Genomic DNA, 21933 nt, shown 5'->3' on the forward strand with positions numbered 1-21933 from the left:
GCTCAAATGCTGCGGTATTGCTCAGATAGGTCCGGATCTCACAAGGAGCTAGAAGTCCCAGTCCTCGTCTTCGGTGTTGACGGCCTTGCCGATCACGTAGGAGGAGCCGGAGCCGGAGAAGAAGTCGTGGTTCTCGTCCGCGTTGGGGCTCAGGGCGGAGAGGATGGCCGGGTTCACGTCGGTGACGGTGGACGGGAACATGGCTTCGTAGCCCAGGTTCATCAGCGCCTTGTTGGCGTTGTAGTTCAGGAACTTCTTGACGTCCTCGGACAGGCCGACGGCGTCGTAGAGGTCGTGGGTGTACTGCACCTCGTTCTCGTACAGCTCGTAGAGGAGCTCGAAGGTGTAGTCCTTCAGCTCCTGCTTGCGCGCCTCGGACTCCCCCTCGACGCCCTTCTGGAACTTGTAGCCGATGTAGTAACCGTGCACCGCCTCGTCGCGGATGATGAGCCGGATCAGGTCCGCGGTGTTCGTCAGCTTGGCCCGTGAGGACCAGTACATCGGCAGGTAGAAGCCGGAGTAGAACAGGAAGGACTCCAGCAGCGTGGAGGCGACCTTGCGCTTAAGCGGGTCGTCGCCGTAGTAGTAGCCCTCGATGATCCGGGCCTTCTTCTGCAGGTTTTCGTTCTCGGTGGACCACCGGAAGGCCTCGTCGATCTCCTTGGTGGAGCACAGGGTGGAGAAGATCGACGAATAGCTCTTGGCGTGCACCGACTCCATGAACGCGATGTTCGTGTAGACGGCTTCCTCATGCGGAGTCAGCGCATCCGGGATCAGGCTGACGGCGCCGACGGTTCCCTGGAGCGTGTCCAGCAGGGTCAGGCCGGTGAAGACGCGCATGGTGAGCAGCTTTTCGTCTTCGGTCAACGTGCCCCAGGACTGCACATCATTGGACAGCGGGACCTTTTCGGGCAGCCAGAAGTTGTTGCAAAGCCGGTTCCAGACCTCAACGTCCTTCTCGTCCTCGATCCGGTTCCAGTTGATCGCTTCCACGTGGTGCAGAAGCTTGACCTTCTCGGCTGACATCGCGTCCCCTTCTTCCCAAAGTCTGTCTTGTTCCATAGTGCCCGAATGCCGGCCGGGGTGCGGCCGGCTGGGGCCAGCGGGTGGTGGCCGGATGTCCGGCTTCCCGTCGGTGCCCGTACGACGGCGGGCGGGCACCCGCCGTCGTACTTTTCAGTTGTCCGGGTCTGCTACAGCATGCAGCTGACGCAGCCCTCTACCTCGGTCCCCTCCAGCGCGAGCTGGCGGAGCCGGATGTAGTAGATGGTCTTGATGCCCTTGCGCCAGGCGTAGATCTGCGCCTTGTTGATGTCGCGGGTGGTGGCGGTGTCCTTGAAGAACAGCGTCAGCGACAGGCCCTGGTCCACGTGCTGGGTGGCCGCGGCGTAGGTGTCGATGATCTTCTCGTAGCCGATCTCGTACGCGTCCTGGTAGTACTCCAGGTTGTCGTTGGTCAGGTACGGAGCCGGGTAGTACACGCGGCCCAGCTTGCCTTCCTTGCGGATCTCGATCTTGGAGGCCACCGGGTGGATCGAGGACGTGGAGTTGTTGATGTAGGAGATCGAACCGGTGGGCGGGACGGCCTGCAGGTTCTGGTTGTAGATCCCGTGCTCCATGACGGAGGCCTTCAGCTCCCGCCAGTCGGCCTGCGTGGGGATCTCCACATGCGCGAAGAGTTCCTTGACCCGGTCGGTCTGCGGCACCCATTCCTGCTCGGTGTACTTGTCGAAGAACTCGCCCGAGGCGTACTTGGACTTCTCGAAGCCGCCGAAGGTCTGGCGGTGTTCGATCGCGAGCTTGTTCGAGGCACGCAGCGCGTGGAACAGCACCGTGTAGAAGTAGATGTTGGTGAAGTCCAGGCCTTCCTCGGAACCGTAATGGACCCGCTCGCGGGCCAGGTAGCCGTGCAGGTTCATCTGGCCCAGGCCGATGGCGTGGGACTGCAGGTTGCCTTCGGCGATCGAGGGCACCGAGTTGATGTAGGACATGTCCGACACCGCGGTGAGCGCGCGGATCGCGGTCTCGATGGAGGTGCCGAAGTCCGGCGAGTCCATCGTCTTGGCGATGTTCATCGAGCCGAGGTTGCAGGAAATGTCCTTGCCGATCTCGGCGTAGGTGAGGTCCTCGTTGTACAGCGACGGCGAGGAAACCTGCAGGATCTCAGAGCAAAGGTTGGACATGATGATCTTGCCGTGAATCGGGTTGGCGCGGTTCACCGTGTCCTCGAACATGATGTACGGGTAACCCGATTCGAACTGGATCTCGGCCAGCGTCTGGAAGAACTCGCGGGCGCTGATCTTGGTCTTCTTGATCCGGCTGTCGTCGACCATCTCGTAGTACTTCTCCGAGACGGAGATGTCCGAGAACGGCACCCCATAGACGCGCTCGACGTCGTACGGCGAGAACAGGTACATGTCCTCGTTCTTCTTGGCCAGGTCGAACGTGATGTCCGGGACGACAACGCCCAGCGAGAGTGTTTTGATCCGGATCTTCTCGTCGGCGTTCTCGCGCTTAGTGTCCAGGAAGCGGTAGATGTCCGGGTGGTGCGCATGCAGGTACACCGCGCCGGCACCCTGGCGGGCGCCGAGCTGGTTGGCGTAGGAGAAGCTGTCTTCGAGCAGCTTCATGACCGGGATGACGCCGGAGGACTGGTTCTCGATCTGCTTGATCGGCGCGCCGTGCTCGCGGATGTTGGTCAGCGACAGCGCGACGCCGCCGCCGCGCTTGGACAGTTGCAGGGCGGAGTTGATGCCGCGGGCGATCGACTCCATGTTGTCTTCGATGCGCAGCAGGAAGCAGGAGACCAGCTCGCCGCGCTGCTTCTTGCCGGCGTTCAGGAACGTGGGCGTGGCCGGCTGGAAGCGACCGTCGATGATCTCGTCCACCAGCCGGTTCGCCAGTTCCTCGTCACCCCTGGCTAGGTGCAGGGCCACCATGCAGACACGGTCTTCGTAGCGCTCCAGGAAACGCTTGCCGTCGAACGTCTTGAGCGTGTAGGACGTGTAGAACTTGAACGCGCCCAGGAAGGTCTCGAAGCGGAACTTCTTCTTGTAGGCCCGGTCGTAGAGCGACCGGACAAAGTTCATCGTGTACTGGTCGAGCGTCTCGCGCTCGTAGTAGTCGTTCTTGATCAGGTAGTCGAGTTTTTCTTCCAGGTCATGGAAGAACACCGTGTTGTTATTAACGTGCTGCAGGAAGTACTGGCGCGCAGCTTCGCGGTCGGCTTCGAACTGGATCTTCCCATCCGGACCATAGAGGTTCAGCATGGCATTGAGTTCGTGGTAGCCCAGTCCCTTAAATGCCGCGGGCAGTTCTGCCTTGGCATCGGCTACGGCTGCGTGTGCAACTGTCGTTTCCAAAAGTGTTCCAATCCTTGCTTGACCCGGTCGACGTCTTCGGACGTGCCCATGAGTTCGAATCGATAAAGAAGCGGCACCTGGCACTTGGCGGCGATCTTTTCCGCCGCCAGGCAGTACGTTGTGCCGAAGTTCGTGTTGCCGGAGCCGATCACTCCGCGGAGCAGGCGCCGGTTCTCCTCAAGGTTGAGGAATTTGATGACCTGTGGCGGAATCGAATTCCGGCCGGATTCGCCGCCGTATGTCGGCAGTACCAGGACAAACGGCCGGAGCGCGTGCAGCGTCTCCTGCTGGGTGCGCAGCGGGATTCGTGCCGCCGCCAGCCCCAGCTTCTGCATGAAGCGGTCGGTGTAGCCGGAGGCGGAGGAGAAATAGATCAGGTCCGTATCGGCGGTCCCGTCGGTTGCCGGACCCGCCTCACGCCTGGCGGCCTCACTCATCAGCAGCTCGGTCATGGCGCTTGGTTCTGGTTCCGAACGAATCCGCTCAGGCTACCGAGGCAGCGGCCTGGGCCAGCTCCTCGATCTTGTCCGGGCGGAACCCGGACCAGTGGTCCTGCTCGGTGACGACGACGGGCGCCTGCATGTAACCAAGGGAACGGACACGCTCCAGCGCTTCCGGATCCTGGGACAGGTCAACGCTCTGGTAGGCGATGCCCTTCTTGTCCAGAGCCCGGTACGTGGCATTGCACTGCACGCATGCTGGCTTGGTGTAAACCGTTACAGTCATGGTCCTTCTCCCCTAATTCTCGGTACGGCGTTCTGCTGATTTCTGGCTGTGCGGCTGTCCCTCAGAAGAACCCGCGCTCGCTGCCCGCCAGCGGTTCCAATACTACATCTAGTGGACTCGGCCATTCGGAACCCCAAGATGATGTATTACAAGTATGTCATTCCGAGTCCGCCTTCGTCCACAGCCCATGGGGATATTTTCTGCGGTTAAACAGTTGATATTCCGGCGTTTCCAGACCGCCGTCCACAGCCTGTGGATGGGCTGCCCACAACTTCGGAAAGTCTCGTGTCGCTGTTTCCTCGGCGTGTCGCTCCTAGGGGCCTGGACCACTAGATGTTGTGGTCCTGGCTTCCGTCGTTTCTCCTATGGCGCTTCCTGGTGCCCCGGACTCTAGCGGCCGCCTCGGACAATCGGCCCGCCGCTTTCGCCGGCGCCACGCGCCGCGGTCCGATGTCATTCACGTCCGGGACTGCCTGGGCAGCACGTCCGGGCCCGAAACACTCCCCCTCGCGTGCTCGCGGCACCCTTAATACAACGCTGCGTAGGGCAGCGGCATTCCTCCCGGTACGGCCCGGCGGCCCCAGCAGAGCCCAAGGTAGGCTTAGCGCAAGAGTGAATGAGCGACAGGAGGGCTGATGGTCAACACGGTGCACCTGCGCACGCTGCTCGAAGTGACCCGGCGCGGGTCGTTCGCCGCGGCCGCGGCCAACCTGGGCTATACGGCTTCGGCCGTTTCCCAACAGATGTCCGCGCTGGAGCGCGAGACGGGCGCCAAGCTGTTCGAGCGGTCGGCGCGCAGCGTCCAGCCGACCGAGACGGCGATGGTGATGTCCCGGCACGCTGCCAAGGTCCTCACGGACATCGATGCGCTGCTGGCTGCCACCGCCCGCAGCCGGGACACCAGCACCCAGGAAGTCAGGCTGGGGATCTTTCCCAGCCTGGCCACCTACGTACTCCCCCGGTTGCTGCAGGCCCCCGGATGGCCGGGCCTGGGGATCAACCTCAAGGTTTCCGTCGCGGAGCCGGGCCAGACGATCCAGGGGTTGCGCGCCGGCGGCGGACTCGACGTCGCCCTGGTGTTCCAAGTGGGCCAGGGCGGGCTGGCGTGGCCCAACACGGTGAGCCGGCAATGGATCGGCGACGACAATTTCAGGGTCGTGCTGCCTGAATCGTGGGGCATCCGGCCCGGGGCTTCGGTGACGGCCTCCCAGTTGGCGGAGATGCCCTGGATCATGCACCATCCCGGCACGGCGGACGCTACCGTGATTGAGCGCCTCTTCGCCGGCTGCAACCTCCACCCGCGGGTTGTCGCCTACTGCGACGACTTCAACGCCAGCCTGGCCATGGCTGCGGCGGGCCTGGGCGCCGCCCTGGTGCCGGAACTGGCCATGCATGACGGGCCGGACGGCATCGTGGTGCTGGACGTGCCGGAAATCCGGCTGGCACGGAACATCTTTGCGCTGCTGATCAACGACCGGCAGAACGCGCAGCTGGGCCTGTTCATGGACGAGCTGTCGGTGATCCTGCGCGACATGAGCATCACGACCAGGCGCACCTGAGGCATTCGCCGGGGCAGGCGCCGCCGGTCCCCGCGGTAGGGCGGGATCCGGCGGCGCCTGCTGGGCTGTTGCGGTCGGTTACGGTTGCGGACTTATCCGGCGGTGAGGCCGTCCACGTACTCCTGGTTTTCACCGATCCACTGTTCCACGATCGGTCCGTAGTCGTCGGTGTCGGCCTCATTGAACATGGCGTTCTCGAGCGAGTACAGCGTTTCCGAATCCATCTTGAAGTCCTTCAGCCAGCCCGCGAGGGTCGGGAAGTCTTCTTCGAACGTGGTGCTGGCGTAGGTGTAGAGGCCTTCGGCCCCGCCCAGGGTGCCCTCGGGGTCTTCCAGGTCCTTGATCGGGAAGGCGTCGTAGGCCCAGTGCGGACGCCACAGGGTGACCGCGACGTTTTCGCCGGCGTCGGTGGCCGACTTCAGTTCGGAGAGCATCGCCGGGGTGGAGGAGGTCAGGTACTCCATGTCCTCCAGGCCGTAGGTCGGAATGACCTGCTCCTTGGTGGCCTCGGTCAGGCCCGCGCCGGGCTCGATGCCCACCAGGCGGTTGTCGAACAGGTCGGCGTTGGCCGCCAGTTCGTCGAGGGAATCGATCGGAGCGTCCTCGTTCACCGCGATGGTCAGCTTCGCTTCGTCGTTCCACTGGCCCAGTTCGGTGATCTTGTCGCCGTACTCTTTCAGGTAGCTGGCGTGCGTGACCGGCAGCCAGGTATCCAGCGTCACGTCGTAGTCGCCGCTGGACAGGCCGGAGAAGACCGGTGCCGGGTCGGCGTATTCGAGCGTGACGTTGTAGCCCTTCTCCTCAAGGATGGTCTTCCACAGTTCGGACGCGGCGATGCCCTCGTCCCAGCCGTTGAACACCGCGATGGTCACGTCCTGCTGGTCCCCGTTGTCCAGGCCGCCGGTGGCGCCGCCACCCTCCGACCCGCCGCCGCTGCCGCAGGCTGTCAGTCCGAGTGCCGCGACGGCGGCTACCGCCGCCAGCTTGCTGTAGTGCTTCATGTTGTTCCTTTCGTTATGCCCCAGGGCACGTTGATTGGTCTTGTCGACGGCGCCGTCACGCACTCTGCAGGGTCCGCTTCGCCGGCCGGCCGGCGCGCCGACGCTGTCCGGGCTGCGAGGCCTTGCCCACGCTGGCGGTCACGCGGTCCAAGAAGATCGCGAGAATGACCACGGCCAACCCCGCCTCAAACCCGAGGCCGGCGTCGATCCGGTTCAGGCTGGCGACCACTTCGCCGCCCAGCCCGCCGGCACCGACCATGCCGGCGATGACCACCATGGACAGGGCCAGCATGATGACCTGGTTGATGCCGGCCATGATGGTGGGCATGGCCAGCGGCAGCTGGATCTTGCGCAGGATGCTGCCCGGGCTGGAGCCGAAGGCATAGCCGGCCTCCACCACTTCCTTGTCCACCCCGCGGATGCCCAGCTCGGTGAAACGCACGCCCGGCGCCATGGAGAAGATGATGGTGGCGATGATGCCGGGAACCACCCCCACGCGGAACATGACCAGGGCCGGAATCAGGTACACCATGGCGGGCATGGTCTGCATGAAGTCCAGGATGGGCCGGATGATGGCGGAGGCGGTCGTGGAGCTGGCGGCGAGGATACCGGTCGGGACGCTGATGACCACCGCAACCACGGTGGCCACGATGACCAGCGCAAACGACTCCATGGCGTGCTCCCACTGGTTCACGCCGACGATCAGCAGGAAGCCGACCAGGGTGCCCAGCGCCAGCTTCCAGCCTTTGGCTGCATAGGCGATGGCGGCAAGAACGATAATGATCACCCAGCTGGGAGGCGTGATCAGCAGCCACTCCAGGCTGTCGTAGGCACCCAGGAACAAGGTGCGGACGAAGGCAAAGACCGCCGCAAAGGTCGCCAGCAGCCAATCGAGGCCAACGTCCACCCAGTCGCCCAGCGGGATCCGGAACTCGAGGTCCGTCATCGGGCTCCTCCTTGCTCAGAGGTCTTATTGAGGGTCCGGGTGACTTCCTGTTCGGGGATGGGCGCGGGCGCGCTTTCCACGATCGGAATGCCGGTGGTGGCTGACGGCACGTTGCCCAGGGCGGCCAGCAGCGTCACCCGCGGGATGGCCCCCACCAGCCGGCCCTCGTCGTCGACCACCGGCAGCGGCACGGGGCTTTCCACCGCGAGGCCGAACAGTTCCGACAGCGGGGTCTCGGCGCGGACCGGCCCGTTGCCGTTCTGCACGGCGGCCGTCAGGTCCTGCGCCCGCGATTCCACCAGGTTCATCACATCGCGGTCGCGCACCGTGCCGAAGAAGGTCCTGCGCCGGTCCACCACAAAGGCTGCGGAGGTCTGCAAATCCCGCATGGTGCGCAGGGCGTTGCGCGGACCGCCGGAGAGATTGACGACGGCGCGGGCCGGCTCCATCACGGATCCTGCGGTCAGCACCCGGGTTCGGTCCACGTCCTGTACGAACTGGGCCACGTAGTCGTTGGCGGGGTGGGTCAGGATGTCGTCGGGGGTGCCGATCTGCACGATGCGACCATCACGCATCACCGCGATCCGGTCGCCGAGGAACATTGCCTCGTTGAGATCGTGGGTGATGAACACGATCGTCTTGCCCAGTTCGGCCTGCAGCCCGACCAGCTGTTCCTGCATTTCACGCCGGATCAGCGGGTCCAAGGCCGAGAACGCCTCATCCATCAGCAGGATGTCGGTTTCGGCACACAGCGCGCGGGCCAGGCCGACGCGCTGCTGCATGCCGCCGGACAGCTCGGACGGGAACTTGTCCCCCCAGCCGTCCAGGCCCACCAGCTTCAGCACCTTCTCGGCGCGCGACAGTCGTTCGGCCTTGCCGACGCCCTGGACTTCCAGGGCATAGGCCGCGTTGTCCGCCACGGTGCGGTGCGGCATCAGCGCAAAGTGCTGGAAGACCATGGAGATTTTCTCTTGCCGGACCTTCCGCAGTTCCCTCTCGGAGATTTTGGAGATGTCCGTTCCGCGGACGACGACGTTCCCAGCGGTCTGCGGTTGCAGTCCGTTGAGGGTCCGGATCAGTGTCGATTTGCCGGAACCGGAAAGCCCCATGACCACGAAGATCTCGCCGGCCCGGACATCAAACGACGCGTCAATCACGGCGGCCGTGCCCAGGGAGGACACTTCCTCGCGCGTCTTCCCGGTTTTGAGGCGCTTGACGGCCTCGGCAGGACGCTTGCCGAAGACCTTGTAGACATGCTGTACGCTCAGCGCAACTTGTTCGTTCACTCACGGCCCGTCTACGCTGCCGGGCCGCCAGGATCGCGCGGCTTTGCAGCGATTGGTGCTTGGTCCTGCGGACAACGGCCAGGCGTCGAACCTTTTAGCTCCGGCTGCCGCGATCGCGGCGCAGAGGAAGACGGTCTCGCCAAGGCGCTGGCGGGAAGCTACCCCCAACCGTCAGTTCGACATCCAGCACATTGCGACGGCTCCGCCGTCTTGTCCCCAGGCTGATCGTTGACTGGTTGTTTCATTCCCACCGTAGCAACGCCCCGTTCGCCCTCAGCTGAATCCGCGTGCGGATCCGCCGCGAAAACGCACGAGCGCGGCGCTCTAACGTTGAATTACTGCGGGTTTCAAGGAGTTATGGCATCGTGACCACGTCGGTCGAACAGGAGCGTTTTCTGCTCCTCGGCGCGTGATGCGCAACAAGAGTTCGATCGCGATTCGCTTCGCGCTCGAGATAACGGGGACGGGGGCCGCCGGTCGCCGCGGCTGCCGGCCGGCTTGGGACGGCCGCTTGGCGGACACAAAGAAAGTTCTCCCGCCTGGCGGATACGAAAAGGTCCGGTGCAAACAGATGTTTGCCCCGGACCTTTTCTGAAGGGTGGAGCTGAGGGGACTCGAACCCCTGACCCCCTGCATGCCATGCAGGTGCGCTACCAGCTGCGCCACAGCCCCTGGAACGGAATGATTCGCCGAACAGGCGTTATATTCCGCTGCGTGAATATCACCGATGGTGGTTCACGGAGTGGAGCTGAGGGGACTCGAACCCCTGACCCCCTGCATGCCATGCAGGTGCGCTACCAGCTGCGCCACAGCCCCGTTATCCTTGCGGATTCCGTGCCGCTTCCTTCGAAGCAACTTGAATATTCTATGCAGAGACCCGCACGGATTCCAAATCAGCGGGTGGTTCCGGGCAGCCGGCAGCCGGAGGATTGGTTCCGGCCGCCCGGGCCCGTCGGCCCGGCTACTCCGTGTCCGTCGACGCGGGCTTCGCGTCCAGTTGCAAGTCGATGAAGGGGCAATCCTTCCACAGCCGCTCCAGGGCGTAGAAGACGCGGTCTTCCTGATGCTGGACGTGGATGACCACGCCCGCGTAGTCGAGCAGCACCCAGCGCCCCTCGGACCGGCCTTCGCGGCGGACCGGGCGCAGGTCCTGCTTGTGCAGTTCCTCTTCGATGCCGTCGACGATGGCGTTGACCTGCCGCTCGGTGGGTGCCGAGGCGATGAGGAACACGTCGGTGATGGCCAGCCGTTCGCTGACGTCGATGGCGACGATGTCTTCGGCGATTTTGTCGCTGGCTGCCTTCGCGGCAGTGCGCGCGATGGCGATTGAGCTCTCGGGTGCGGTCATGTGTCTCCTTGGAATGTGAACCAGCGAATGAGCGGCGGCTTTAGCCGCCAAAGATACCGAGCATCATGGCAATCCCCGCCGCGAAGGCGGCGGCGCCAACCACCAGCGCACCACCGACCGCAAGCCTCACCCGACGGAGCCGGTCGAGCCCTGCCGTCCGGGCATCGAGGGGATCCAGCCCGTAGGCACTGCTGGCCTTGAGCGGATGGATGGTGGCACCGCGCCCTTCGGCCAGTGCTTCGGCCTGGGCCAGGATCTTCGATCGCGGCGGCGCCGATGCGGCCGTGTCCAACGGTGCCGGAGCCGGTTTCCGGTCCTGCCCTGCAGGTTTCCCTGATCCCGCCGGCACAGCTTGCGTCGCCGCCGGTGGTTGCGGCTTGACCGTTTCCGGTGCCGGCTTCCGGCGGGCGGGAGCCTGCTGCCGGCCGGGCGGCGCCTGCGCCGGAGTAGGCTTCGCCGGAGTGGGCGGCGCCTGGGCCGGAGCCGGCGTCGTCACCACCGGAACGTAGGACGTCGACGACGGCCGGAGCTCGTGCCGGTCGGTCCCCGGGACGGCCACGAATTCCATCGGTGCGGAGGCAATGTCCGCCGCCGGCCGCTCCATGGCCGTGTGCCGGCGCTGTTCGTTCTCGTCGCTGAGCCGCTTCTTGTCCGCGGCCCTGCGGTTCAGGACGGCGGCACGCTCGGCGAGGGCCTTTTGCTGGGCCAGCAGTTCCAGGTCCACGTCATGCGGGTCCTGCTCCTGCCGGGACTCCATCATGGCCACCATGTTCTTGGCTTGGCCCATCAGCAGATCGCGAGCGGCCAGCGCCTGCTCAACGGTCATCTCGCCGGCGTCGACGGCCTCGCGCCCGGCCTCCGAGAGGGGCTTGTCCGGCGCGGCGGCCGGAGGCTGGACCGGATGGCGGCCGGTGTCCCCGCTGCGCCGGGCCCGTCGTCCGCCCTCGATCGGCGGCCGCTGCGGCTCGTACGGGACATCCGCCGGCGCGCCCGATGTCCGGGCGCGCGCGTCCGCCGGGGCCGCCGGGGCACCCGGCGTCCGGGCCCGCGCGCCGGCCGGGGCGCCGGCCGGGGCGCCGGCCGGGGCGCCCGACGTGCGCCCGCGGCTGCCCGCCGGGGCGGCCGGGCCGTCGGAGTTCCCGGTCCGGTCCTCGGCCGGAGCGGCGCCGGACGCGGGGAGCCGGTTCTCGCGCTCCAGCTGCTGTTGGCGCAGCTGGCGCCGGGTGGGAATCTGTTCCTGCTCGGGGGCCGGGATCTTGGGCAGCGCCGCGGTCAGGGTCTTGAGCGCACGGCGGGCCTCACGCTCGCGGGCACGGGTCTGTGAAGACCGCTCGCCCTGGCGTTCGCGGGACTCCGTCCGACTGTCGCCGGACGCCTGGGCAACTTCTCCCCCGCCATCGACTGGGGCCGCTGCCTGGGCATCCGGTGCCTGGGAGACGTTCCCGGAGGCATTCTCCGGACCCGTACCGGCGCCGTCGCGCTGCCGCCGGATGTCCCGGCGGCTGGGCGGCGGCTGGGATTGATTGCTCATGCTTTGCTGATCACCCAGAAGTAAACGACTGATTTCATTGGCTTGGTTGCAGTTGGCTCAGGGCGACGGCGCCGTCCGGCGCGCGCCGGTAGAGACCATACTTGGCTATGTACTGTACTACGCCGTCCGGCACCAGGTACCAGACCGGCTGGTTCTCGGCCACGCGCTCCCGGCAGTCCGTGGAGGAAATGGCCATCGCCGGAACTTCCAGCAGGCTCACGTCCTTGCGGCCCAGGTCGTGCAGCTCGTGGCCCGGCCGGGTCACGCCGACGAAGTGCGCCAGCGACCACAGCTCGTCGATGTCCTTCCAGGACATGATCTGCGCCAGCGCGTCCGCTCCGGTGATGAAGAACAGTTCCGCGTCGGGACGCCTCGCGCGCAGGTCCCGCAGCGTGTCGATGGTATAGGTCAGTCCCGGCCGTTCGATGTCCACCCGGCTGACCGTGAACTGCGGATTCGATGCGGTAGCGATCACCGTCATCAGGTAACGGTGTTCGGCCGGACTGACCTCGCGTCCGCTCTTCTGCCAGGGCTGGCCGGTGGGCACGAAGACCACCTCGTCCAGGCCGAAGACCGACGCTACCTCGCTGGCCGCCACGAGGTGCCCGTGGTGGATTGGGTCAAACGTTCCGCCCATGACGCCCAGCCGGAGCTTGCGCCCCGGGTAAGTGAGGTGCAGGTCTCCGGCGTTGAGGGCTTTGACGGGCAGCGCGGACACGAATGGCTAGCGGCGCGAGGCCTGGCCGTGATCGTGCTTGTTCGGATGCTGGCGGTGCGGGTCCACGGTCTCCTCGACCGCCGAGTGGCGCTGCCCGACGCTGGTGAACGCGATGGTGGCGAACATCATGATCAGGAAGGCGGCCATGATACCGGCGCCGATCGCCCAGGCGGGGACCGGTAGTTCGACGTGGGCGGCTTCGCTGGCCACGAGTGCGGCGTCGAGGACCTGAGACAGCATGATTCTCCCTTGCGGTTCTTCAGCCCGGCCGCACGCAGGCGGACGGGATATGGCTTCCTACTCATGGTACGCGTTCCGGGCGCGGAACCGTGATTCGGCCGGGACAGGCCGGCCGGCACATGCCTAGTCGCGGACCTGGCCGTCGCCCTGGACGATCCACTTGGTGGTGGTGAGTTCGCGCAGCCCCATCGGCCCGCGGGCGTGCATCTTCTGCGTGGAAATGCCGACCTCCGCGCCCAGGCCCAGCTCGCCGCCGTCGGTGAACCGGGTGGAGGCGTTGACGATCACCGCCGCCGAATCGATCTCGGCGATGAACTTCTCGGCGTTGCGCAGGTCGTTGGTGATGATGGCCTCGGTATGGCCGGTCGTCCAGGTGCGGATGTGCTTGACCGCATCGTCCACGGAATCCACCATTGCCACCGCCAGGTCCAGGTCCATGTACTCGCGGCCCCAGTCCTCGTCGGTGGCGGTCTGGGCCTCGACGCCGGACGGCAGGATGCCGGCCACCCGCTCGTCCACATGCAGCCGCACGCCGGCACCGGCCAGCGCCGCGAGGACGTCGGCCGAGGCGGCCGCGTCGCGGTGCACCAACAGGGTCTCAACGGTGTTGCAGACCGACGGCCGCTGGGTCTTGGCGTTGAGCAGGATGTCCACGGCCATCTCCGTGCCGGCCGATTCGTCCAGGTAGATGTGGACGTTGCCCTCACCGGTCTCGATCACCGGCACCTTCGCGTTGTTCACCACGGACTGGATCAGCTCGCGGCCGCCGCGCGGAATCAGGACGTCCACGAGGCCGCGCGCCTGCATCAGCGCGGTGGCGCCGTCGCGGCCGTAGTCGTCCACGCTCTGCACCGCGTCGGAGGGCAGGCCCACCCGGTCCAGCGCGTCGCGGATGATGCCCAGCAGCGCCACGTTGGTGTGCCGGGCCGCGCTGCCGCCGCGCAGGATCACGGCGTTGCCGCTCTTGAGGGCCAGGCCGGCAATGTCGACGGTGACGTTCGGGCGGGCCTCGTAAATGGCGGCGACCACGCCCATGGGGACGTGGACCTGGCGCAGCCGCAACCCGTTCGGCAGGGTCTGCCCGCGCATGACGGTGCCCACCGGGTCCGGCAGCGCGGCCAGGTTCTGCAGGGCAGCGGCCAGTCCGTCGATGCGCTTGGTATCCAGGGACAGCCGGTCCAGCAGTGCGGCGCTGGTGCCGTTCGACTTGCCCTCGTCCAGATCCTGGCGGTTGGCCTGCAGCACCAGGTCGCGCCGGGCGATCAGGGAGTCGGCGATCTCCCGCAGCGCCTTGTCCTTCCAGGCCCGGTTGGCGCGTGCCATGCGGCGGGCGGCGGTCCGGGACCGTCCCGCGATGGCCTCGACGGCGGCGACGGCGTCCGGTTTCCGGCCGTCCTGGAGCTCGTCGGCCGTGGACTGGGAAGAGGCTGTCTGGGTCATACCCTCGATTTTAGCCCGTGGGCGCGGCACAGCACGACGACGGAGGTCACGTTACGCTGCCGCCGCCGGCCGGCGCGGTGGTTCAGAGCAGGACGAGGTCGTCCACGTGGATGACTTCGCGCTCGTACTGGCGGCCGAGCGAGGCGGCGAGCTCGCGGGTGGAGCGGCCCAGCATGCGCGGGAGCTCGTAGGAGGAGAAGTTGACCAGGCCGCGGGCGACCACGCGGCCGTCGCCGTCGGCCAGCTCCACCGGATCCCCCGGCTCGAAGTCGCCCTTGACCGAGACGACGCCGGCCGGCAGCAGCGAGCGGTGCTTCTCGCGCACGGCCTGCACTGCGCCGTCGTCGAGTACCAGCCGGCCCTGCACGGAGGCCAGATGCGCCAGCCAGAGCAGCCGCGGGGGGCGGCGGGTGCCGCTGGCCGCGAACCAGGTTCCCACGTCCTCGCCGGCCAAAGCCCGCGCCGCGTTCGGCGTGGAGGTGACCAGGGCCGGGATGCCCGAGCCGGCGGCGATCCCGGCGGCCTCCACCTTGGTCACCATGCCGCCGGTGCCCACGCCGGCGGCGCCGGTGCGGCCGATGTTGACGCCGTCCAGGTCCTGGGGCCGGGCCACCAGCGGAATCCGCCGCGCGCCGTCCTTGGGCGGGCCGTCGTAGAGCGCGTCCACGTCCGAGAGCAGCACCAGCGCGTCGGCCTTGACCAGGTGGGCCACCAGGGCGGCCAGCCGGTCGTTGTCGCCGAAGCGGATTTCGTGCGTGGCCACGGTGTCGTTCTCGTTAACCACGGGGACGACGCCGAGGTGCAGCAGCCTGTGCAGCGCCCGGTAGGCGTTGGCGTAGTGCTGGCGCCGCATCAGGTCCTCGGCGGTCAGGAGCACCTGGCTGACGGTAATGCCGCGGGCGCCGAAGGCCTGGGTGTAGCGGGCCATCAGCAGGCCCTGTCCCACGCTGGCGGCGGCCTGCTGGGTGGCCAGGTCCCGCGGCCGGCGGGCCAGGCCCAGCGGGGCCAGTCCGGCGGAGATGGCACCCGAGGACACCAGGATGACTTCGCTGCCGGCGTTCCGGCGGGCGGCCAGCACCTGCACCAGGGACAGCAGGGCCTCCTCGGAGATGCCCCCCGCCACCGAAGTCAGCGACGACGAGCCGACCTTGACCACCAGACGTCCGGCCGTGGCCAGCAGGGTCCGGTCGGCCGCCGTGGCCGGCTCAGCGCGCATCGTCGTCGTCACTGTCTTCCTCTGCGGTCCAGGCGCCGGACTTGCGTTCGGCCTCGAGCTCGGCGCGGGTGGCGGCCCTGGCTTCCTTCCGCTCCTGGTACTGCTCGCGCTTCTCTTCGCGGGTGGGCCGGATGTACTCCATCAGGCGCAGGTCGGTGCCGCGGGGGGAGGACAGCAGCTCGGCGCCGGCGGCCATGGTGGGCTCCCAGTCGAAGACCACGGCGTCGTCTTCGCCGATAACCACCGTGTCGCCCGGGCGGGCGCCGGACTTGAACAGCTGGTCCTCGACGCCCAGCTTGGCCAGCCGGTCGGAGAGGTAGCCCACGGCTTCGTCGTTGTTGAAGTCGGTCTGCTTGACCCAGCGCTCCGGCTTGTCACCGAGCACCCGGAACAGCGGTTCCAGGTTCTTTTCCTCGCGCCGGATGATGAAGCCCCGCTCGTTCACGGAGCGCGGGCGCAGGACGGCGGGGGCCACCTTCGGCGGGGCGGCCTTCGCTTCGGCGCGCGCGGCGGCGACGATCCCGGCCATTGCAAAGCCGAGCTGGCGCAGGCCCTCATGGGTGGCGGCGGAGACTTCGAACACCTGGTAGCCGCGCTTTTCCAGTTCGGGGCGCACAAATTCGGCCATGTCGCGGCCGTCGGGCACGTCCACCTTGTTCAGCGCCACCAGCTTGGGCCGCTGGTTCAGCGGGACCACGCCGCCGTCGGCGCCGGCGTAGCTCATGTCCACGGTGTACTGTTCCAGTTCCCGCTCGATGATGTCGAGGTCGGCAAGGGGGTTGCGGTCGGCTTCCAGCGCCGCGCAGTCCAGCACATGCACCAGCGCGGCGCAGCGCTCCACGTGGCGCAGGAAGTTGTGGCCCAGTCCCTTGCCTTCGCTGGCGCCCTCGATCAGGCCCGGCACGTCGGCGATGGTGAAACGGATATCGCCCGCCTGGACCACGCCCAGGTTCGGCACCAGCGTCGTGAACGGGTACTCGGCGATCTTGGGCCGGGCGGCGGACATGGCCGCGATCAGGCTCGATTTGCCCGCGGACGGGAAGCCGACCAGCGCCACATCGGCGATGGACTTCAGCTCAAGGACGATGTCCCGCTCGTCGCCCGGAATGCCCAGCAGGGCGAATCCGGGTGCCTTGCGCTTGGCCGATGCCAGCGCGGCGTTGCCCAGCCCGCCCTGGCCCCCGGCGGCGGCAACGAACTCGGCGCCCTCGCCCACGAGGTCGGCGAGAACGTCACCGTTCTTGGTCTTGACCACGGTGCCGTCGGGGACGGGCAGCACCAGCGTGGCGCCGTTCTTGCCGCCGCGCCAGTCCCCCATCCCCGGGCCGCCGTTGGTGGCGTGCCGGTGCGGGGCGTGGTGGTAGTCCAGCAGCGTGGTGGTCTGGGGGTCCACGCGAAGGATCACATCGCCGCCGTTGCCGCCGTTGCCGCCGTCGGGCCCGCCCAGCGGCTTGAACTTTTCGCGCTTGACGGAGACGCAACCGTGGCCACCGGATCCGCCGGATACATGCAGGACTACCCGGTCAACAAATGTTGCCACGTGATCGATCTCCTCTGTGCCGGTGGGCGCGAACCGAAACGGCCCACCAGTGATTCTAGTCTGGTTAAAACACCAGTGAGGCGGACCGACGGCCCGCCTCACTGGAAAGCTGTTAGCTGCTTGGATTACTCCGCAGCGGCAGCAACGATGTTCACGACGCGGCGTCCGCGGCGGGTACCGAACTCAACGGCACCGGCCTCGAGGGCGAACAGCGTGTCGTCGCCGCCACGGCCTACGTTGGCGCCGGGGTGGAAGTGCGTGCCGCGCTGGCGGACGATGATCTCGCCGGCGGAAACTACCTGGCCACCGAAGCGCTTCACGCCAAGGCGCTGTGCGTTGGAATCGCGACCATTGCGAGTGGAGCTCGCACCCTTCTTATGTGCCATCTGATTTGCCTACCTTTGTTTCTGAAGGAACGTTTACTATAAGTCAGCCGACCGCTTACGCGATGTCGGTGACCTTGACCTTGGTCAGTGCAGAACGGTAGCCCTGGCGCTTCTTGTAGCCGGTCTTGTTCTTGTACTTCTGGATAACGATCTTCGGGCCGCGGAGATTTTCGACGATCTCGGCGGTGACCTTGACGTTGGCCAAAGCATCGGCAGCAGAGGTGACCTTGTCGCCGTCGACCAGGAGCAGAGCAGGCAGCTCGATGGTGCTACCGGCCTCGCCGGGGACGCGGTCAAGGGTCACGAGGTCTCCAACGGAAACCTTTTCTTGGCGGCCGCCGGCGCGGACAATCGCGTACACCACTTGGGAACTCACTTCTCTAGACGTTTATTACAGTTTTTGCTCGAATACGCAGGCACGACGTGACGGCCTGGAAAGCACTGTGCATCCGCGCCTGCGGGTGGAAACCCTTCGAAGGCGTACGCACCGAAGATCTAGATTACGCTATTACGGCTATCAGCCGCAAACCAGCGGGCTCCGGGGGTGCCGGGACGGGCTCTGGCGTTATCTTCTCCTGGCACGGGCGGACTGCAATCCGCTCGGGCGCACCTGACAATACTACCGGCCAGGCCGGCCGGGCACGTGCACTTCGCCGCCGCGACACGCCGTGCGTGGATTCCGCGGCGGGAAATGGGCTGGGACGGCGTCCTCGGCCACCTGCCGGCCGGGCAGCCGGGAACCAGCCAGCCCAGCCGCTGCCGGGCACAGCCGCCCCGGACGCAGGCAGGCCGCGGAACCGATGCGGTCCGCGGCCTGCCCGGCATGCGACGGTGCCTACAGTTCCGAGGCCGGTACTCCTACACCCAGCACCACCGGAGCGGCGGCTTCATTCTTGTCCGCTGCCGCTTCGGCCAGCGCGGACCCGGCCGGGGCCGTGGCGGCGTGGCGGTGGCCGCCGTTGTTCTCCGCCGGGAGGGCGGCATCAACCGTCTGGACGGGAGCGTCGGCGGCACCCTGGGGGCTGCTGGCGGCACGACGGCGGCGCGGCTTGCGGACGGCGGCCGGTGCCGGAGCGGCCGGTTCGGCGGCCTTCGCGGCCGGGGCGTCGCCGTGCGGGGCCTGCGGTTCGGCAGCCACGGATGCCTCCACCGCGGTCGGCTCCGGTTTCTCCACCGGCGCTACCTTGTTGAAGGCCTCGGTGAGGCTCTCCAAGGTCAGCGAGGGCTCTTCCGGGGCGGCCGCCGGGCTGTGCACGGCGCGCGGGATGGCCACTGTCTCTCCGTTGATCTCCAGCACGGCGGCTTCGGGTCCCTCACCGGCCGATGCCGCGGGCACGGCAGTAGCGACGCCGGGATCGTCGGCACGGCGCGACCTGCGCTTGCGTCCGGAGGGCTGGCCCGACGCTCCCGCGGGCGCACCGGCCGCAGCGGCTTCGGGCTTGCCGGCAGCGGCGGCGCCGGCGGGTTGTTCGCCGTCGTGCTGCTTGGCCTTGGCCGTCTCCGGGTGCTCTTCCGCCTCGTGGGCGGCGTGCGCGGCGGCGGCGATGGTGGCCAGTGCCGCGCGGGCTGCCTCGGCCTTGGCCCGGCGCTCGGCGTCGTCTTCCTGGACCACGGCGGCCGGGGCCTCGGCGGCAGTCTCCTGCCCGCCCTGGCCGCGGTTGCGGCGCTTCTCGCTGCGCGACTGCCGTTCGGAGCGCTTCTCGATGCGGACCTGGTGGTGCTCGGTGGCCGCGGCGGGGCGGCGGTGTTCGACCGGCTCGTCGTGGGTGATCACGCCGCGGCCGGCGCAATGCTCGCACTGCTCGCCGAAGACTTCCAGCAGCCCGGTGCCCATGCGCTTGCGGGTCATCTGGACCAGGCCCAGCGAGGTCACCTCGGCCACCTGGTGCTTGGTCCGGTCGCGGCCCAGGCATTCGACCAGGCGGCGCAGCACCAGGTCGCGGTTGGACTCCAGCACCATGTCGATGAAGTCGATGACGATGATGCCGCCGATGTCGCGCAGCCGCAGCTGGCGGACCACTTCTTCGGCCGCTTCCAGGTTGTTCTTGGTGACGGTCTCTTCCAGGTTGCCGCCGGAGCCGGTGAACTTGCCGGTGTTGACGTCCACCACGGTCATGGCCTCGGTGCGGTCAATCACGAGGGAACCGCCGGAGGGCAGGAAGACCTTGCGGTCCAGCGCCTTGTGAATTTGCTCGTCGATCCGCTGGGCGGCGAAAATGTCCGTCTCCGACGTCCACTTCTCCAACCGGTCCACCAGGTCGGGGGCCACATAGGTCACGTAGGCCTCGATCGTGTCCCAGGCTTCTTCGCCGGAGACGACCAGCTTGGAGAAGTCCTCGTTGAACACGTCGCGGACCACCTTGATGGTCAGGTCCGGCTCGGCGTAGAGCAGCTCCGGTGCCAGCGTCTTGGTGGACCCGGCACGCGATTCGATGCCCTCCCACTGCGCGCGCAACCGGTTGATGTCGTTCATCAGCTCTTCTTCGCTGGCGCCCTCGGCCGCGGTACGGACGATCACGCCGGCGCCGTCGGGAACATGTTCCTTCAGGATCTTCTTCAGCCGGTTGCGTTCCACGTCGGGCAGTTTCCGGGAAATGCCGGTCATGGAGCCGCCGGGCACGTAGACCAGGAAGCGGCCCGGCAGCGAAATCTGGCTGGTGAGGCGGGCGCCCTTGTGGCCCACCGGGTCCTTGGTGACCTGCACCAGGACAGAGTCGCCGGACTTGAGCGCGAGTTCGATCCGGCGCGGCTGCCCGTCGAGGTGGGCGGCGTCCCAGTTGACCTCGCCGGCGTAGAGCACGGCGTTGCGGCCGCGGCCGATGTCGATGAAGGCCGCTTCCATGCTGGGCAGCACGTTCTGTACCTTGCCCACGTAGACGTTGCCGATCAACGAGTCCTGCTGGGTCTTGGACACGAAGTGCTCGGCCAGCACGCCGTCTTCGAGCACGCCGATCTGGATCCTGTCGTCGCGCTGGCGGACCACCATCTGGCGGTCGACGGATTCGCGGCGGGCCAGGAACTCGGCCTCGGTGATGACCTGGCGGCGGCGGCCCGTCTCCCGCGATTCGCGGCGGCGCTGCTTCTTGGCCTCCAGCCGGGTGGACCCCTTGACCGACGCCACCTTGTTGCTGGGGGCGGTCTCGGTGATCGGCCGCGGCGCCCGGACCCGGGTGACCGTGTTGGGCGGGTCGTCGTCGGCACCGCCGGTGAGCTCAAGATCGGCATCGCCGCGGCGGCGACGGCGGCGGCGGCGCGAGGTCACGCCGTCCTTCTCGCCCGCAGCACCCTCTTCAGCGGCTTCGGCGGCCTCGTCGCTTTCTTCGGTGGCGCCGGCCTCGTCACCGGCGGCTTCCTCGGAGCGGTTGCGGGTGCGGCCGCGGCGGTTCCGCCGGCTGCGGCGACGCCCGCCGTCTTCGTCGTCTTCGTCCGACTCGTCGGCGGCGGCCGGTTCCGGCTTGGCGGCGACGGCGGACAGGTCCGGGGCGTGGAAGAGCAGGGATACCGGCGAGGAGGGGATGGTGAACGGATCGGCCCCGAGGCCCGCCTCGGCGGAGGTTTCTTCGGCCGGGTCTCCCCCGGCGGCGGACTGCTCAGGCGTGGCGGCCGCGGCCTGCTCCGGCGTGGCGGCGGCGGTGTCCTCGACGGCAGGGGCGGCGGCGGCCGCGGTGGAACGACGACGGCGGGTTGGGGCCTTCGCGGGCTGCTCCCCTGCCGTGTTTTCGGCTTCGGTTTCCGTCCCGGCGGCGTGTCCGGCGACGGCTTGGGCGGCGTCTCCGTCGGCCGCCATCGGGGCCGGCGGCGTAGTGGCGGCTGCGGTGGCCGGGGCTTCACCCTCGGCGACGGTCAGTTCGGCGGCCGCCGCTGCGGTGGCCTGGGCCTTGCTGCTGCTGCGGCGGGTGCGGGTGGCGGCGGTGCGGCGTCGGCCGGCCGGCTGTTCGGCGGGCTCGGCCGCTCCTCCGGCGGCCGGGACGCCTTCGGCTTCGGTGGGTTCCGCGGCGGGCTGCGCCTCGGCGCCGTCCTGCGGAACGCTGTCCTGTGCCGCAGTCCCGGCGGCCTGGGCGGCCCCGGCGGCTTCGGCAGCCTCGGCGGCCTTGTCGGCGGCGGTCTTGCGCGGCCGGCGCGTGCGGGTCTTGGCGGGCGGCGCTTCTTCGCCCGACTGGTCGGCGCCGGGTTCACCGGCGGCCGCCGGGACGGTGCCCTGCTCCGCCGCGGCGGCATCTTCCGTCGGCGCGGCTTGGGCGGCCGCCGCTTCGGCGGCCTTCTGGGCGGCGGTCTTGCGCGGCCGCCGGGCTCGGGTGGTCGCCGGAGCGGCCTCGGCCGGCTGGCCGCCTGCGGGGGCCTGGCCTGCGGGCTGCTCCCCTGCCGGCTGCTCCGCGGCGGCTAGCGCGGCGTCCGGCGCGGTGGCGGCGGGGGAAGCGGCGGAGGCGTCGCCGTCGTTGGTGGGGGCGGTGGGCGCCACGGCGGGCAGTTCAACGTCCAACTGGTCCTGCGACGGTGCCGACACAGTGGGCTTGCGGCGGGGCCGCGGCGGTTTCTTGGCTGGTACCTCCGGCGCATCGACCGGAGAGGAGGTAGCGGGAATTACCTGTTCATTGTCCATTTAAAGTTATGCTCCAACCCTTGCGGCACCGGCC

Annotated in this window: 18 protein-coding genes and 2 tRNA genes; 1 reads left to right on the forward strand and 19 read right to left on the reverse strand. The window is 67.7% G+C overall.

The annotated features are described in order from the left end of the window. Positions 1-48: 48 nt before the first annotated feature. The 4 genes from nrdF to nrdH all read right to left on the reverse strand — a co-directional run bounded on the left by nrdF (position 49) and on the right by nrdH (position 4088). Positions 49-1026 carry a class 1b ribonucleoside-diphosphate reductase subunit beta gene (nrdF, locus tag AC5RVZ_RS29335; RefSeq protein ID WP_493999860.1) on the reverse strand — a complete coding sequence of 326 codons (978 nt, stop codon included), beginning with the start codon at positions 1024-1026 and terminating at the stop codon, positions 49-51. 167 nt (positions 1027-1193) lie between these two features. After that, positions 1194-3314, reverse strand: a complete 2121-nt coding sequence (gene nrdE, locus AC5RVZ_RS29340) for a class 1b ribonucleoside-diphosphate reductase subunit alpha (protein ID WP_493977561.1) — start codon at positions 3312-3314, stop codon at positions 1194-1196. Positions 3315-3331: 17 nt separating this feature from the next. Beyond that, the gene (gene nrdI, locus AC5RVZ_RS29345) at positions 3332-3799 is read right to left on the reverse strand and encodes a class Ib ribonucleoside-diphosphate reductase assembly flavoprotein NrdI (protein WP_494069191.1); all 468 of its coding nucleotides are present in this window, start codon (positions 3797-3799) and stop codon (positions 3332-3334) included. 46 nt (positions 3800-3845) lie between these two features. After that, positions 3846-4088 (reverse strand): glutaredoxin-like protein NrdH, encoded by a 243-nt coding sequence (gene nrdH / locus AC5RVZ_RS29350; RefSeq protein ID WP_127513743.1) that lies wholly within the window; start codon positions 4086-4088, stop codon positions 3846-3848. 635 nt (positions 4089-4723) lie between these two features. Here nrdH and AC5RVZ_RS29355 point away from each other — a divergent pair. Then, positions 4724-5647, forward strand: a complete 924-nt coding sequence (locus AC5RVZ_RS29355; RefSeq protein WP_494069150.1) for a LysR family transcriptional regulator — start codon at positions 4724-4726, stop codon at positions 5645-5647. 92 nt (positions 5648-5739) lie between these two features. Here AC5RVZ_RS29355 and AC5RVZ_RS29360 read toward each other — a convergent pair whose 3' ends face one another. From AC5RVZ_RS29360 to AC5RVZ_RS29430, 15 genes are all read right to left on the reverse strand, one after another. Further along, complete coding sequence (locus AC5RVZ_RS29360) at positions 5740-6648, reverse strand: glycine betaine ABC transporter substrate-binding protein (RefSeq protein ID WP_494069151.1); 909 nt, start codon at positions 6646-6648, stop codon at positions 5740-5742. 55 nt (positions 6649-6703) lie between these two features. Beyond that, positions 6704-7594: an ABC transporter permease gene (locus tag AC5RVZ_RS29365; RefSeq protein WP_494069152.1), complete on the reverse strand. Its 891-nt coding sequence runs from the start codon at positions 7592-7594 to the stop codon at positions 6704-6706. Further along, entirely contained in the window at positions 7591-8880 is a 1290-nt protein-coding gene (locus tag AC5RVZ_RS29370) for a quaternary amine ABC transporter ATP-binding protein (protein ID WP_494069153.1), read from the reverse strand. The genes AC5RVZ_RS29365 and AC5RVZ_RS29370 overlap by 4 nt, the downstream gene beginning before the upstream one ends. A gap of 599 nt (positions 8881-9479) precedes the next feature. Then, positions 9480-9552, reverse strand: a tRNA-Ala gene (locus AC5RVZ_RS29375). A 71-nt stretch (positions 9553-9623) separates the two neighbouring features. Beyond that, positions 9624-9696 (reverse strand) — tRNA-Ala (locus AC5RVZ_RS29380). 145 nt (positions 9697-9841) lie between these two features. After that, a complete protein-coding gene (rsfS, locus tag AC5RVZ_RS29385; RefSeq protein WP_493977459.1) occupies positions 9842-10228 on the reverse strand; it encodes a ribosome silencing factor in 387 nt (128 codons plus the stop codon). Between the two features lie 40 nt (positions 10229-10268). Next, on the reverse strand, positions 10269-11759 hold the full coding sequence (locus AC5RVZ_RS29390) for a hypothetical protein (protein WP_494069154.1): 1491 nt from the start codon (positions 11757-11759) through the stop codon (positions 10269-10271). 34 nt (positions 11760-11793) lie between these two features. Then, positions 11794-12438: a nicotinate-nucleotide adenylyltransferase gene (gene nadD / locus AC5RVZ_RS29395; RefSeq protein ID WP_494001261.1), complete on the reverse strand. Its 645-nt coding sequence runs from the start codon at positions 12436-12438 to the stop codon at positions 11794-11796. A 45-nt stretch (positions 12439-12483) separates the two neighbouring features. Further along, positions 12484-12717: a hypothetical protein gene (locus AC5RVZ_RS29400; protein ID WP_494069155.1), complete on the reverse strand. Its 234-nt coding sequence runs from the start codon at positions 12715-12717 to the stop codon at positions 12484-12486. A gap of 123 nt (positions 12718-12840) precedes the next feature. Next, positions 12841-14157 (reverse strand): glutamate-5-semialdehyde dehydrogenase, encoded by a 1317-nt coding sequence (locus tag AC5RVZ_RS29405; protein ID WP_494069156.1) that lies wholly within the window; start codon positions 14155-14157, stop codon positions 12841-12843. Between the two features lie 82 nt (positions 14158-14239). Further along, positions 14240-15373, reverse strand: a complete 1134-nt coding sequence (gene proB / locus AC5RVZ_RS29410; RefSeq protein WP_494014138.1) for a glutamate 5-kinase — start codon at positions 15371-15373, stop codon at positions 14240-14242. Next, positions 15363-16913 carry a GTPase ObgE gene (gene obgE, locus AC5RVZ_RS29415; protein ID WP_494069157.1) on the reverse strand — a complete coding sequence of 517 codons (1551 nt, stop codon included), beginning with the start codon at positions 16911-16913 and terminating at the stop codon, positions 15363-15365. Before obgE ends, proB begins: the two co-directional genes overlap by 11 nt. Positions 16914-17038: 125 nt before the next feature. After that, positions 17039-17299 carry a 50S ribosomal protein L27 gene (rpmA, locus tag AC5RVZ_RS29420; protein WP_136785451.1) on the reverse strand — a complete coding sequence of 87 codons (261 nt, stop codon included), beginning with the start codon at positions 17297-17299 and terminating at the stop codon, positions 17039-17041. Positions 17300-17354: 55 nt separating this feature from the next. Continuing rightward, entirely contained in the window at positions 17355-17663 is a 309-nt protein-coding gene (rplU, locus tag AC5RVZ_RS29425) for a 50S ribosomal protein L21 (protein ID WP_493977453.1), read from the reverse strand. Positions 17664-18134: 471 nt separating this feature from the next. Next, the gene (locus AC5RVZ_RS29430; RefSeq protein ID WP_494069158.1) at positions 18135-21899 is read right to left on the reverse strand and encodes an Rne/Rng family ribonuclease; all 3765 of its coding nucleotides are present in this window, start codon (positions 21897-21899) and stop codon (positions 18135-18137) included. Positions 21900-21933: the final 34 nt, after the last annotated feature.

This window comes from Arthrobacter sp. Cza30 (assembly GCF_059090765.1).